Genomic DNA, 13,826 nt, shown 5'->3' on the forward strand with positions numbered 1-13,826 from the left:
GTCACAGGGCGCTGGCGGTGAGCACCGGCTCGCTGCCGCGGTTGCGCCGGACGACCGAGCGGGCCTCCACCGTCAGGTCGTCCAATCCCATCAGGCCGCGGAACACCGCGTGCACCCGTGCGCTGGCGCGCACCACGAGGGTGCCGCTGGCGCGGTCCTCGGCGATGGTCAAGGGCGCCGGCTCGGAGCCGAGGAAGCCGTCGGGGAAGGACTGCCGGAAGAAGGTCCGCACGTGGCCGTCGCGTTGCTCGTCCACGTGCACCCGTCCGCCGGCGAGGGCGGCGGCATCGAGCGCGCGCGCCAGGCGGGCCTCGACGATGCAGCCGCGGGCGAGGTCGAAGCCGAATCCGATGCCGCAGGCGGTGGCGGCGATGACGAGGGCCGCCAGGGCGATGCCGGCCCGGTGGCGCGCCGGCCGCGTCGTCCCGCGACCGGACGCCCGCGCCGTTCCGAACTCGATCATGGTCATGGGCAAACCCGCTGCGACCCACCCAATGGAAGCGACCGGACGACCACTGGATCGGTTGTTTCTAACCCAACGTTGATTACTTTTGTACTACCTCCACCAAAAGATCAAGTCGGTTCTCCATGAAGACAACAAAGGAAAAATTCTAAACGAACATGCATGGAATTCGCCGCGACCGGGTCCGAAGGAGCGGCGTTGTCAATCCGACCTTGGCCGAGGCGGCCTCGGTCGGACCGCTTGCGGCCTTCGTCCAGTCCGAGGCCGGGCACCCGCTCGGCCCGGCCGATCCCGGACGCGCTGCGGCCGCCGTCCAGCGCTACCGGGACGGCGACGAACGGCCGTTGACACGGGAATCCACCCGCGGCGGGGCGTCGGGAGGGCCGTGACTGGGCGGGCGGGCAGGGGCCTGCCCGCCCGTCACCGGACGAGCAGCGCGCTCGCCACGGCCAGGGCGGCCGGCAGGGACAGGACCATGGTGCCGGCGAGCCACAGGCGCAGGCCGGTCGTGTCGTCGCCGCCCCCCGGGGCAAGGCGTTCATAGACCGCCACGGGCAGCCCGGCCACCAGCACGGTCAGGGCGGCGAGCACCAGCGGCGTCAGGAAGAACACCATTCCCGGCACCGCCAGCAGGAAGCCGGGCAGCCACACCACGGCGGTGCGCCAGAGCACGCCCACGGCCGGCGACAGGAACCCGTTGGCCAGCGCGACGGTGGCCAGCACCAGCAGCAGGCGCCGGTTCCGGCGCCGCAACGCGCCGTCGCCCGGGGTCATGGCGCGCCGGCCCCCAGGACACCCATCAGCAACACCACCGAAAGCGTGCCGCGGACGACGAACACCCATGCCGCCGCGACCGCGGCCAGCGTCCAGCGAGGCACGGCGCGCGGGGTGACCAGCGCCGTCGCCGCCACCAGCCCGTCGGTGGCCAGTCGCAGGACCTGGCTCACCGGGTGGGGGGAGTCCGCCGGAACGAACCGTTCCCACGCAAACCGCGCGATGCACAGCCAGCCCAACGCGGCCAGCGCGTAGGTCAACAGCCAGAAGGGGAGATAGGCGGCGGGCATGGCCGCGATCATACCCGGTCCCCGGCGGCAACGCGACCGTCGTGACGGTCCGCTCCGGAGCACTCCCGCCGCGCTCTTCTCGGCCGGCCGTCGCGGCGCTACCATCGGGGTCTCGGGCAAGGGATGGGGAGAGCGTATGGGCGGCACATGGCGGACGGCGCTGTGGGGGTTGGCGGTGGCGGCGATGGCGATCGCCTTCCTCGGCGCCGACGTCGCGCAGCGCACCGGCGGCGACGTCCGGGCCTTCGTTGCCGACATGGGTGCGGCCGGCCTCGGCGTGCTGGCCCTGTGGTTCGTCTTCAGCCGCCTGTCGCGGCATTTCCGCGACATCGACCGGCTGCGCGACGACCTCGCGACCCTGCGCCATCATCCCGGGGCCCCGGGATCGTGGGATGGCGGGCGCATGGACGAGCTCGGACGGCTGGCCGATTCGGTGGCCGAGGCGTTCCGTCGCGAGCGGCGCGCCGGCGGCCGCGCCGGCGATCGCCTGGCCGCCATCGCCAAGACCTTGGAGGAGCCCGTGCTGATGCTGGGCGACACGGGCCGCATCACCACGTTGAACGCCGCCGCCGCGCGCCTTCTCGGGGCGACCGCGGCCGAGGGCATGGACATCTACGACTTCATCGACCGCCCCGGCCTGTTCCGCGCGATCGAGCAGGCGCGCGGCGACGGGGGGACGGTTTCGGCGGTCTTGACGCGCCACGACGGGGCGGAGTTTCCGGCGCGGGTCGCCGACCTCGGACTCGGCGCCGGGGTGGCGGTCGTCTTTCCGGTCCGCCTGCCGGAGTACCGGCCGCGCCGCGCCGTGGCGGCCGGGGCGCATGGCCACGTCCACGGCGACGACCGGGAGCCGATCGGCGCCCTGCCGATGGTCGCCCTGTGGCTGGCAACCGTCACCCCGGCCGCCACCCCGGCCGCCACCCCGGCCGCCACCCCGGATGGCGCCCGGGATGGCGCCCCGGATGGTGCCCCGGATGGCGCCCGGGATGGCGGGGCCGGGCGGGTGTTCGCCGTCGCCACCGTGCGCCTGTCCGGCGCGCGGGTGTTCCGCACCGTGTCCCTGGACCTGCTGGTGAACCCCGACGAGCCGGTGCCGCCGGCGGCCGCCGCCGCCCACGCCATCGCCCCGGCGGACATCGCCGCGGCCCGGTCGTTCGCCGACGCGTGGCCGGTGGTGGCCGGCGCGGTGCGCGGGTGCCTGGTGGTCGGCGTCGGGATCGACGCGGCGCTGGCGGCCCTGAGCGCGGAGGCGGAGCGGGCCGGGGTGGAGGATGTCACGCTGCCGCCCAGCCTCGACCTGGGGCGGCTCGCCGCCGCCCTCGATCCGGCGCTGGCGGGATTGCCGCTGCCCGACCTCGCCACCGCCCTCGGCGTCGAGCATCGCGACGGGCCCCGCGGCAGCCCCCACGCGCTGCTCACCGCCGAGGTCGCGGCGGCGCTGATGCGCCGCCTGGACCAGCGGGGCATCGCCACGCTGGGCGAGGCGCGGGCCCTGATGGCGGCATGAGCGGCCCCGCCGTCACCGCCAGAGCGGCATGCGCCCCCGCTTGAGCGCCTGCACCGCCTGGTCGAGGGTCTGCAGGAACCGCGAGCGGTCCTGCGCGGCCATCGGGCGCGGCCCCCCCGCGGCCACGCCCATGTCGCGCAGATCGCTCATCAGGGCGCGTCCGGCCAGGGCCTGGCCGATGTTGTCGGCGGTGAAGGGCTTGCCGGTGGAGCCGAGGACCACCGCGCCCTTCTTCAACACGCGGTCGGCCAGGGGAATGTCGGCGGTCACCACGATGTCCATCGCCCCCGCCTGGTCGGCGATCCAGTCGTCGGCGGCGTCGAAGCCGGACCCGACCACGACAAGCTCCGCCCGGCAGTCGCTGGGCAGGCGCAGAGGCTGGTTGCTGACCAGCAGCACCTTGAGGTCGTACCGGCCGGCGACGCGGTAGATCTCGGCCTTCACCGGGCAGGCGTCGGCGTCCACGTAGATGTCCAGCATCGCTCCGTTCCGTGGTGGGCTCCAGGCTTGATAATGCGGCGGCGGCCGGCGATTGTCAGCCCACGCGTCACATGCGGGCAGAGGAGAGGGCGGCATGGCGGGCCAGACCATCGAGTACAGCGGCGGCGTCGTCGCCTGCGAGGGGTACGTGACCGTGCCGGCCACGGCGGGGGGGCGGCGTCCCTGCGTGCTGATCGCCCCGCAATGGGCCGGTCCGTCCGACCACGAGCGCCAGGTCGCCGATCGCCTGGCCGGCCTCGGCTACGTTGGCTTCGTGCTGGACTATTACGGCAAGGGCGTGCGGGGCGTGCCCGGCGGCGACAACGGTGCGCTGGTGGCGCCGCTGCGCGCCGACCGCGGCCTGCTGCGCCGCCGCCTGCTGGCCGCTGTCGAGGCGGCCAAGGCCCACCCCGCCGTCGAGCCTGAGCGGATCGCCATGATCGGCTACTGCTTCGGCGGGCTGTGCGCGCTCGATGTGGCCCGCAGCGCCACACCCGACGTGAAGGGCGTGGTCAGCCTGCACGGCGTGTTCGCGCCGCCGAACCTGGGCGCGCAGCCGCCGATCACCGCCAAGGTGCTGATGCTGCACGGGTGGGAGGACCCCCTGGCGCCACCCCCGGACGTCCTGGCGGTGGCGCGGGAGCTGACCGAGGCCGGCGCCGACTGGCAGCTCCATGCGTACGGCCACGCCATGCACGCGTTCACCGCCAGCGGCCTCGACCGGCCGGAGCACGGCCTGCGCCACGACGCCGCGGCCGATCGGCGGTCGTGGGCCGCCCTGGTGGCGTTCCTGGCCGAGGTCTTCACCTAGGACGAGGCCGGGGACGGGGCGGGGGGCGCCGCGGCGTCGTCGATGGCGCGGGCCCGCACCGCGGCCGGGCGTCCGGTCAGCGCCTGGGCGTACCGCACCAGGGACGGCCGCCGGTCGATCATGCCGAACTGGAGCAGCCAGCCGAGCTGCCCGCCGAGGCAGAGGTCGGCGGCGGTGAACCGGTCGCCGACGAGGAACGCGCGGTCCCCGATCGCCTGGTCGAGGGTGTCGGTCACGTCGGCGATCGACCCGTATCCCACCGCCCGCTCGCGCTCCGGCGGCACCGTGAAGCCGAAGGCCCGGTTGGTCGTCGCCGCCTCCAGTGGGCCGGCGGCGAAGAACATCCAGCGGTAGTAGGGACCGCGCAGCGGCGACTCCGCCGGTGGCGCCAGCCCGGCCTCGGGGAACGCGTCGGCGAGGTAGGCGCAGATCGCCGCCCCCTCGGTCACCACGGTGTCGCCGTGACGGATCGCCGGCACCTTGCCCATGGCGTTGATGGCGCGGTAGGCCGGCCCCTTCATCGTCGTGCCGTAGTCCAGCAGCTCCGTCCGGTAGGGCTGGCCGATCTCCTCCAGCATCCAGCGGACGAGCCGCCCGCGGGACAAGGGATTGGTGTAGAACACGAGTTCGGCTGTCATCGGGGTCCGTCCTCCACGCCCGGCGTCTAGAGGCCGTCGAACAGAAGCTGCGTGGCGCCGGCCCGGGGGGATGGCCTGGCCGCGCTGGTGCGCGGCGCCGGGGTTGCCGTGTTCTTGCGCGGCGCCGGCGGTGCGGCGCTTTTGGCCGGTGCCGGTGCCGGTGCCGGTGCGCGGCGCTCGGCCGGCCTGGACGGCGGGGCCGCGACGGCGGCCGCAGCGCGGGGGGGCTGTGGGGTGATGCCGACGCCCGCCTTGGCCCGTTCCACGGCGCGGTCGCGGGCCACCGCCTCCGGTGCGCCGGGATCGCCGTCGAGCCATTTGCCGCGCTTGATCACCTCGTTCACCCGGCCCTGGTTCACGCCGAGCTGGAAGGCGATCTCCTGCTGCGTCATCTCGGTGGCGCGGTGGAGGCGAAGGACCTCGGCCGCCAGCTCCGGCGTCATCTTGCGCCCGGTCACGCGCCGCGCCGGGCGGATCGCCCGGGTGGCGCGGTCGCGGTCGCGCAGGGAATCGAGAACCGCCAGCGCCGCGGTGTTGCCCGCCGCCCGCAGCGCGTCCTCGAACTCCTTCAGCGTCGCCATGGGATTCTCCCGATGAAGTGCGGTGTGCCGTACGAATGGAGAACATTTAACAACAGGTGGGGCATGAGACAACATATTGAAAGACGGGACCGGCGCATTTCTCCGTGACATGCCGCTCCGGACCGGGATTCGCACGGCCCGACATCGCCGATCGAAGGAGCCGGCGGGGCTGGTCGCCGGCGGGACTTGCCGCCTGCCGGTCGAACGCGGGGGCGCGCGGGGGCGGGGCGGGGCGGGGCGGGCGCCGGCGCGGGGGGCGGGGTGCCGCGACCCTTCCAACCCACCGCCCGATGCGTTAAAACCCTGCCCGGTCCGGTCGGCGCGGCGCGCGCCCCGATCGTGTTTTCCCTCGCAAAGGGTCGGAGAGGCGCATGGCGTCCTACCAGTATGTCTATGTCATGAAGGGCCTGTCCAAGGTCTATCCCGGCGGCAAGAAGGTGCTGGAGAACATCTGGCTCAGCTTCCTGCCCGGGGCGAAGATCGGCGTGCTCGGCGTGAACGGCTCCGGCAAATCGACGCTGATGAAGATCATGGCCGGGCTCGACAAGGACTACTCGGGCGAGGCCTGGGTGGCGCAGGGGGCGACGGTCGGCTACCTCCCCCAGGAACCGCAGCTCGACCCCGGCAAGACGGTCCAGGAGAACGTGCTGGACGCCCTGGCCGAGACCAAGGGCCTGGTCGACCGCTTCAACGCGGTGTCCGAGGCCATGGGCGACCCCGATGCCGACTTCGACGCGCTGATGGCCGAGCAGGCGGAGCTGCAGGAGAAGATCGACGCCGCCGACGCCTGGGACCTCGACCGCACGGTGGAGATCGCGATGGACGCGCTGCGCTGCCCGCCGGGCGACGCCGACGTGACCAAGCTGTCGGGCGGCGAGAAGCGCCGGGTGGCGCTGTGCAAGCTGCTGCTGGAGAAGCCCGACCTGCTGCTGCTCGACGAGCCGACCAACCACCTCGACGCCGAATCGGTGGCCTGGCTGGAGCGGCACCTGCAGGAGTACAAGGGCACGGTCGTTCTGGTGACCCACGACCGCTACTTCCTCGACAACGTCACCGGCTGGATCCTCGAGCTGGACCGCGGCCAGGGCTTCCCCTACGAGGGCGCCTACTCGTCCTGGCTGGAGCAGAAGCAGAAGCGGCTGGAGCAGGAAGGCAAGCAGGAGCAGAACCGCCAGAAGCAGCTCGCCGCCGAGCTGGAGTGGATCCGTCAGAGCCCGAAGGCCCGCCAGGCCAAGTCGAAGGCGCGCATTTCCGCCTACGAAACGATGCTGGCTGATGCCGGCAAGGAGGCGGTGGGCGAGGCCAAGATCGTTATCCCCGCCCCGCCGCGTCTGGGCAACGTGGTGATCGAGGCGGAGAAGATCGCCAAGGGCTTCGGCGACCGCCTGCTGATCGACGACCTGACGTTCAACCTGCCGCCGGGCGGCATCGTCGGGGTGATCGGCCCCAACGGCGCCGGCAAGACCACGCTGTTCCGCATGATCACCGGGCAGGACGCCCCCGACGACGGTGCGTTCCGCGTCGGCGAGACGGTCAAGCTGGGCTACGTCGACCAGAGCCGCGACAGCCTCGACTCGAAGAAGACGGTGTGGGAGGAGATCTCCGACGGCCTGGACGTCGTCGATCTCGGCAAGAAGACCATGCCGAGCCGGGCCTACGTGTCCTCCTTCAATTTCCGCGGCCCCGACCAGCAGAAGAAGGTCGGCCAGCTCTCGGGCGGGGAGCGCAACCGTGTCCACCTCGCCAAGATGCTGAAATCCGGGGCCAACGTCCTGCTGCTCGACGAGCCGACCAACGACCTCGACGTCGACACGCTGCGCGCGCTCGAGGACGCCCTGGAGAGTTTCCCGGGCTGCGCCGTGGTGATCAGCCACGATCGCTGGTTCCTCGACCGCATCGCCACCCACATCCTGTCCTTCGAGGGCGACAGCCACGTCGAATGGTTCGAGGGCAACTTCCAGGATTACGAGGCGGACAAGAAGCGCCGTCTCGGCGACGAGGCGGTCGAGCCGCACCGCATCAAGTACAGGCCGCTGGTCCGCGGCTGACCGCCAGGACCGGAGCCCCGGCCGGACGGGCCGGGGTGTCGGGCTCTCAGCGCCGGGAGGCGGCCTCTCCGGCATCCGACGGGGCGACCCGGACCGCGACCTTGCGGTCGCCCAGCAGGCGGCAGTCCACTTCGACCCGGTCGCCTGCGGCGACGTTCACCCGGTCGCCTGCGGCGACATTCACCGGATCGGTCGCCTGCGGCGACATTCACCGGATCGGTCGCCTGCGGCGACGGTGCCCACCACCACCGAGTGACCGACGGCGAATCGCCGGCCGTCGCGCTGCAGCCGCGTTCCCGTCCCACGGTCGCCCCCGGCGGGGGAGGGGCATGGCGCCGCTGCGCGGGGGGCGAAAAGTTTTCACCACAACCGTGGCACCACCAGGGGGGGTCCCGCGTTACACCTCCGGCCATCGGTCATCCCCCGAAGCGGAAGCTTGGCGGTGGGGGGTTTCGAGGGCACACTGTCCCTGCTGCCGGTCCTTCCCTCGGCGGCGGGCCCCGCTTTCCGGAACGGCGGCCGCAACGGAACGGCGACCGTTCTGTTCACCCTCCTGGCAACAGCAACCGACCCGACTGAACATGATCGATCGGCAGGAATCCCAGTGGTACAAAGACGCCATCATCTATCAGCTGCATGTGAAGGCGTTCTTCGATGCCAACAACGACGGCATCGGCGACTTCGCTGGCCTGACGCAGAAGCTTGATTACATTCAGGATCTTGGGGTTACGGCGCTGTGGCTGTTGCCGTTCTACCCCAGTCCGCTGCGCGACGACGGCTACGACATCGCCGACTACCGGCAGGTCAACCCGCATTACGGCAACGTGCAGGACTTCAAGCGGTTCATGCGCGCCTGCCACGACCGCGGCCTGCGCGTCATCACCGAGCTGGTGGTGAACCACACCTCGGACCAGCATCCCTGGTTCCAGCGCGCCAGGCAGTCCAAGGCGGGTTCCAACCATCGCAATTACTACGTCTGGTCGGACAGCGACCAGAAGTACCAGGGCACCCGGATCATTTTCTGCGATACGGAAAAATCCAACTGGACGTGGGATTCCGAGGCCCAGGCGTATTTCTGGCACCGCTTCTATTCCCACCAGCCCGACCTGAACTTCGACAACCCGCGGGTGCTGTACGAAGTGCTCAACGTGATGCGTTACTGGCTGGACATGGGGGTCGACGGGCTGCGGCTCGACGCCGTGCCCTACCTGAAGGAGCGCGAGGGCACCAACAACGAGAACCTTCCGGAAACCCACGACGTGCTGCGGCAGATCCGGGCGGCGATCGACGAGCGCTACGCCGACCGCATGCTGCTGGCCGAGGCCAACCAGTGGCCGGAGGACGTGCTGCCCTATTTCGGCGACCCGGAGAACGGGGCCGGGGAATGCCACATGGCGTTCCACTTTCCGCTGATGCCGCGCATCTACATGGCCGTGGCGATCGAGGACCGGCACCCCATCGCCGACATCATGCGCCAGACCCCGGACATTCCCGAGGGCTCGCAGTGGGCGGTGTTCCTGCGCAACCACGACGAGCTGACCCTGGAGATGGTCACCGACCGTGAGCGCGACTACCTCTGGAACTTCTACGCCGCCGACCGGCGCATGCGGATCAACCTCGGCATCCGCCGCCGGCTGGCCACCCTGCTCGACAACGACCGCCGCAAGATCGAGCTGCTCAACAGCCTGCTGATGTCGATGCCGGGGACGCCGGTGCTCTATTACGGCGACGAGATCGGCATGGGCGACAACGTGTTCCTGGGCGATCGCGACGGGGTGCGCACGCCCATGCAATGGTCGCCCGACCGCAATGGCGGGTTCTCCAAGGCCGATCCCGCCCGCCTCTACCTGCCGCCCATCATGGACCCGATCTACGGCTTCGACGCGGTCAACGTCGAGGCGCAGACCCGCAGCCCGTCCTCCCTGCTCAACTGGATGAAGCGGCTGATCGCGGTGCGCCAGCAGCGCAAGGCGTTCGGGCGCGGCTCGCTGCGCTTCCTCTACCCGGGCAACCGCAAGATCCTCGCCTACCTCCGGCTCTACGAGCACGAGGGCACGGAGGAGGTGGTGCTGTGCGTGGCGAACCTGTCGCGCTCGGCCCAGGCGGTGGAGCTCGACCTCAAGGAGTGGAAGGCGCGGGTGCCGGTGGAGATGCTGGGGCGCACCGCGTTTCCGCCGGTGGGCGATCTCCCCTACCTGCTGACCCTGCCCGGCTACGGCTTCTACTGGTTCGCCCTGACGTCGGAGGCGGAGCTGCCGAGCTGGCACGAGACGACGCCGGAGCCGATGCCCGATCTGGTGACCCTGGTGGTGCGCGACGGCTGGAACAGCCTGACCTCGGGCCGCACCGCGCAGGAGATCGACAACGACATCCTGCCGGCCTACCTGCCCAACCAGCGCTGGTTCGGCGCAAAGGACCGGGCCGTGAAGGGCACCCACATCGGCATGCACGCGACCCTGCCGGGCGCGGGCGACGGGTTCCTGGTGGCGCGTGTCGACGTGCTGCTGGGCGGCGGGGATGAGCCGCAATCCTACTTCCTGCCGCTCGCCATGAGCTGGGAGGAGAACGCCGGCGGCCCGGGCTGGCCGCTGCTTCCCTACACCCTGGCCAAGGTGCGACGCGGCGCCCGGGCCGGTGCGCTGTTCGATGGCGGCCAGTCCGGGGACTTCGCGCTGGCGCTCATGGACGGGCTGCGCCGGGGCGCCACCATCCCGGCATCGTCCGGCACCATCCGGTTCGACGCCACCTCGGCCATGGCGTCGATCGAGCTGTCCGAGGCACCGGTCGTCCGCACGCTGGGCGTGGAACAGAGCAACACGTCGGTGCTGGTCGACGACCAGGCCATCGTCAAGGTCCTGCGCCGCCTCTCGTCCGGGGTCCATCCGGAGCTGGAGGTCGGCCGGTTCCTGACCGAGAAGGCCGGGTTCGCCAACACCCCGCCGCTGCTGGGGGCCGTCGAGCACGTCGATCCCCACGGAACGGTGACGACCCTGGCCGTGGCCCAGGGCTTCGTGCGCAACCAGGGTGACGGCTGGACCACCACCATCGAGTACCTGGAGCGCGAGTTCGAGGAGATCCGCCTGGGCGTCAACCACGTCGACGACGAGACCGACGGCGGCGTGCCCTTCGGCATGTATCTCCACCTCGCCGGAACCCTCGGTCAGCGCACGGCGGAGATGCACCGCGCCTTCGCCCTGCGGACGGGCGACCCCGCGTTCGACCCGGAGCCGGTGACGGGCGACGACGTCGCGGGGTGGATCGCCCGCGCCCGCGCCCAGGCGGAGACGGCGTTCAACGCGCTCAGCGGGGCGGTCGACCGGCTGGGCGGCGAAACCCGGGAGGACGCCGAGGCGCTGCTGACCCGCCGCGCCGAGGTCATGGAACGCCTGGGCGAGATGGCCGACCAGCCGCTGCAGGCGGTCAAGACCCGCATCCACGGCGACTACCACCTCGGCCAGGTGCTGCGGGCGCAGAACGATTTCTACATCATCGACTTCGAGGGCGAGCCGGCAAAGCCGCTGGACGAACGCCGGGCCAAGCGGTCGCCGCTGGTGGACGTCGCCGGCATGCTGCGGTCCTTCAACTACGCGGCGTGGTCGGCGATCTTCCGCCTCGACGACCAGGCGCTGGAGCAAGGCTCCGGCCCGTCGCGGCTGCGGGACGGGGCGCGCGACTGGGAGCGCCGGACGGTGGTCTCGTTCCTCAGCGCCTACCGCGCCACCATCGAGGGGTGCCCGAGCTGGCCGACCGACGAGGCGTCGGGGCAGCGGTTGCTCGGGCTGTTCCTGATGGAGAAGGCGCTCTACGAAATCGCCTACGAAGCCGCCAATCGCCCGGCCTGGCTGTGCATCCCGGTGAAGGGCGTGCTTCAGTTGCTGGATGATGGTGCCATATGAGCCCGAAGGCGGCGGGCGGTCCTGGCCCGGCGGTCCGATCGGGATGACCGGGCCGGACCGGCGCCACCGCGTTGACCAGAGTGGAAATGGGAGCAGATCCGATGCCGAATGACGTCCGCAACACGGCGACGGCGCTGCAGGAAGGTATCGACGCCATCGTCCGCGCCGACCACGGCGATCCCTTCGGCATCCTCGGCATGCACCAGGAGGAGCCGGGGGCGCCGGTGGAGGTCCGCACCTTTCTGCCCGGGGCCGACCGGATCGAGGTGATCGACAGCACCACCGGCGACGCCGCCGGGGTGATGGAGCGCCGGCACGACGAAGGATTCTTCGTAGCCGTGCTGCCCGACCGCCGCGAGAGGTTCCGCTACCGCTTCCGCGTGCACTATCCGCTGGCCACCCGGGAGTTCGAGGACGTCTATCGCTTCGGCGCGGTGCTGGGCGAGCTGGACGTCCACCTGCTGGCCGAGGGAAACCACCTCAAGGCGTACGAACGCCTCGGGGCGCACCCCCGCGAGATGGACGGCGTTTCCGGCGTGGCGTTTTCGGTCTGGGCGCCCAACGCCCGGCGGGTCAGCGTCGTCGGCGAGTTCTGCGACTGGGATGGCCGGCGCCTGCCCATGCGCAAGCGGGTGGAGGCCGGCGTCTGGGAGATTTTCGTCCCCTACGTCGACGTCGGCCAGCGCTACAAGTTCGAGATCAAGGGGCCGGATGGCAACCTCCTGCCGCTGAAGGCCGATCCCTACGCCTTCCAGAGCGAGATGCGGCCGCAGACGGCCTCGGTGGTGCACGGGCTGGCGCCGTTCGACTGGAGCGACGGCGAGTGGATGAACCGGCGCGCCAGCGCCCAGGTGCGCGAGGCGCCGATGAGCGTCTACGAGGTCCATCTCGGCTCGTGGGCGCGGGTGCCGGAGGACGCAAACCGCTTCCTCACCTACGACGAGCTGGCCGAACGGCTGGTGCCCTACGTCCGCGACCTCGGATTCACCCACATCGAGCTGCTGCCGATCACCGAACATCCCTTCGACGGCTCGTGGGGATACCAGCCGATCGGCCTCTACGCCCCGACCAGCCGCCACGGCGGACCGGAGGACTTCAAGCGCTTCGTGGACACCTGCCACCGCGCCGGCGTCGGCGTGATCCTCGACTGGGTGCCCGGCCATTTTCCCACCGACCAGCACGGCCTGGCCCTGTTCGACGGCACCCATCTTTACGAGCACGCCGACCCGCGCCAGGGATTCCACATGGACTGGAACACCCTGATCTACAACTTCGGGCGGCGCGAGGTGCAGAACTTCCTGCTGGGCAACGCCTTGTTCTGGCTGGAGCAGTACCACCTCGACGGGCTGCGGGTCGACGCGGTGGCGTCCATGCTCTACCTCGACTATTCGCGCAAGGAGGGGGAGTGGATCCCCAACCAGTTCGGCGGCCGCGAGAACCTGGAATCGATCGCGTTCCTGAAGCGCATGAACGAGCTGGCGTTCGGCAGCCTGCCCGGCGTGACCACCATCGCGGAGGAATCCACCGCATGGCCGGGCGTGTCGCGCCCGGTCTATCTGGGCGGGCTTGGCTTCGGCTACAAGTGGAACATGGGCTGGATGCATGACACCCTCGACTACATGTCGAAGGACCCGATCCACCGGCGTTACCATCACCACGAGCTGACCTTCGGCCTTCTGTACCAGTATTCGGAAAACTTCGTTCTCCCGCTCAGCCATGACGAGGTGGTGCATGGCAAGGGGTCGCTGATTCAGAAGATGCCGGGCGACGATTGGCAGAAGTTCGCGAACCTGCGCGCCTACTACGGCTTCATGTTCACCCATCCCGGCAAAAAGCTGCTGTTCATGGGCGGCGAGATCGCGCAGTGGCGGGAATGGAACTACGCCGAGAGTCTCGACTGGCATCTGCTGGACCAGCCCTTCCACAAGGGAGTCCACGACCTGATCGCCGATCTCAACAGCCTCTACCGCGACGAGACGGCGCTGCACGGCCTGGATTGCGAGCCCGGCGGGTTCGAGTGGATCGAGGCGAACGACAGCGACAACTCGGTGCTGGCGTTCCTGCGCAAGGGGAAGGACCCGGAGCACGTGTTCGTGGTGGTCTGCAGCTTCACGCCGATCCCGCGGGAGGGATACCGGGTCGGCGTGACGTTGCCCGGGCACTACGCCGAGCGCCTCAACACCGATGACGGGCGGTACGGCGGCAGCGGTGTCGGCAACCGCGAGGGCTATTCCAGCGAGGACACCCCCTGGCATGGCCGGCCCCATTCCGTCAGCCTGACGCTGCCGCCGCTGGGGACGGTGGTTCTGGAGCGGCGGGGCTAGGCCAGGGCCGGCGG

The 13,826-nt window shown here is 70.8% G+C and carries 12 protein-coding genes; 5 read left to right on the forward strand and 7 right to left on the reverse strand.

Features of this window, described 5'->3' with window-relative positions; translation table 11 throughout:
- Window position 1: 1 nt before the first annotated feature.
- The 3 genes from AC6H2I_RS08590 to AC6H2I_RS08600 form a co-directional block, all read right to left on the reverse strand.
- A complete protein-coding gene (locus tag AC6H2I_RS08590; RefSeq protein WP_497500186.1) occupies window positions 2–469 on the reverse strand; it encodes a hypothetical protein in 468 nt (155 codons plus the stop codon).
- 414 nt (window positions 470–883) lie between these two features.
- The gene (locus AC6H2I_RS08595) at window positions 884–1,237 is read right to left on the reverse strand and encodes a hypothetical protein (protein ID WP_497500187.1); all 354 of its coding nucleotides are present in this window, start codon (window positions 1,235–1,237) and stop codon (window positions 884–886) included.
- Window positions 1,234–1,539 carry a hypothetical protein gene (locus AC6H2I_RS08600; RefSeq protein ID WP_497500188.1) on the reverse strand — a complete coding sequence of 102 codons (306 nt, stop codon included), beginning with the start codon at window positions 1,537–1,539 and terminating at the stop codon, window positions 1,234–1,236. Before AC6H2I_RS08600 ends, AC6H2I_RS08595 begins: the two co-directional genes overlap by 4 nt.
- 124 nt (window positions 1,540–1,663) lie before the next feature.
- Here AC6H2I_RS08600 and AC6H2I_RS08605 point away from each other — a divergent pair, with 124 nt between their 5' ends.
- Window positions 1,664–3,034: an exonuclease domain-containing protein gene (locus AC6H2I_RS08605; RefSeq protein ID WP_497500189.1), complete on the forward strand. Its 1,371-nt coding sequence runs from the start codon at window positions 1,664–1,666 to the stop codon at window positions 3,032–3,034.
- A gap of 12 nt (window positions 3,035–3,046) precedes the next feature.
- Here the strand turns inward: AC6H2I_RS08605 and AC6H2I_RS08610 are convergent, their stop codons facing one another.
- Window positions 3,047–3,511 (reverse strand): YaiI/YqxD family protein, encoded by a 465-nt coding sequence (locus AC6H2I_RS08610; RefSeq protein WP_497500315.1) that lies wholly within the window; start codon window positions 3,509–3,511, stop codon window positions 3,047–3,049.
- 97 nt (window positions 3,512–3,608) lie between these two features.
- On the opposite strand from AC6H2I_RS08610, the gene AC6H2I_RS08615 reads away from it, so the two are divergent.
- On the forward strand, window positions 3,609–4,325 hold the full coding sequence (locus AC6H2I_RS08615; RefSeq protein ID WP_497500190.1) for a dienelactone hydrolase family protein: 717 nt from the start codon (window positions 3,609–3,611) through the stop codon (window positions 4,323–4,325).
- Here AC6H2I_RS08615 and AC6H2I_RS08620 read toward each other — a convergent pair.
- On the reverse strand, window positions 4,322–4,963 hold the full coding sequence (locus AC6H2I_RS08620; RefSeq protein WP_497500191.1) for a glutathione S-transferase family protein: 642 nt from the start codon (window positions 4,961–4,963) through the stop codon (window positions 4,322–4,324). The genes AC6H2I_RS08615 and AC6H2I_RS08620 overlap by 4 nt on opposite strands.
- A gap of 26 nt (window positions 4,964–4,989) precedes the next feature.
- Window positions 4,990–5,544 carry a sigma factor-like helix-turn-helix DNA-binding protein gene (locus AC6H2I_RS08625; RefSeq protein ID WP_497500192.1) on the reverse strand — a complete coding sequence of 185 codons (555 nt, stop codon included), beginning with the start codon at window positions 5,542–5,544 and terminating at the stop codon, window positions 4,990–4,992.
- 371 nt (window positions 5,545–5,915) lie between these two features.
- On the opposite strand from AC6H2I_RS08625, the gene ettA reads away from it, so the two are divergent.
- On the forward strand, window positions 5,916–7,592 hold the full coding sequence (ettA, locus tag AC6H2I_RS08630) for an energy-dependent translational throttle protein EttA (protein WP_497500193.1): 1,677 nt from the start codon (window positions 5,916–5,918) through the stop codon (window positions 7,590–7,592).
- A 46-nt stretch (window positions 7,593–7,638) separates the two neighbouring features.
- Here the strand turns inward: ettA and AC6H2I_RS08635 are convergent, their stop codons facing one another.
- Window positions 7,639–7,800, reverse strand: a complete 162-nt coding sequence (locus AC6H2I_RS08635; protein WP_497500194.1) for a hypothetical protein — start codon at window positions 7,798–7,800, stop codon at window positions 7,639–7,641.
- Between the two features lie 373 nt (window positions 7,801–8,173).
- Between AC6H2I_RS08635 and treS the strand changes: the two genes are divergently transcribed.
- Window positions 8,174–11,488 carry a maltose alpha-D-glucosyltransferase gene (gene treS / locus AC6H2I_RS08640; protein ID WP_497500195.1) on the forward strand — a complete coding sequence of 1,105 codons (3,315 nt, stop codon included), beginning with the start codon at window positions 8,174–8,176 and terminating at the stop codon, window positions 11,486–11,488.
- Between the two features lie 101 nt (window positions 11,489–11,589).
- Entirely contained in the window at window positions 11,590–13,812 is a 2,223-nt protein-coding gene (gene glgB, locus AC6H2I_RS08645) for a 1,4-alpha-glucan branching protein GlgB (RefSeq protein ID WP_497500196.1), read from the forward strand.
- Window positions 13,813–13,826 lie beyond the last annotated feature (14 nt).

The sequence above is a fragment of the Azospirillum sp. NS33 genome (assembly GCF_059703765.1).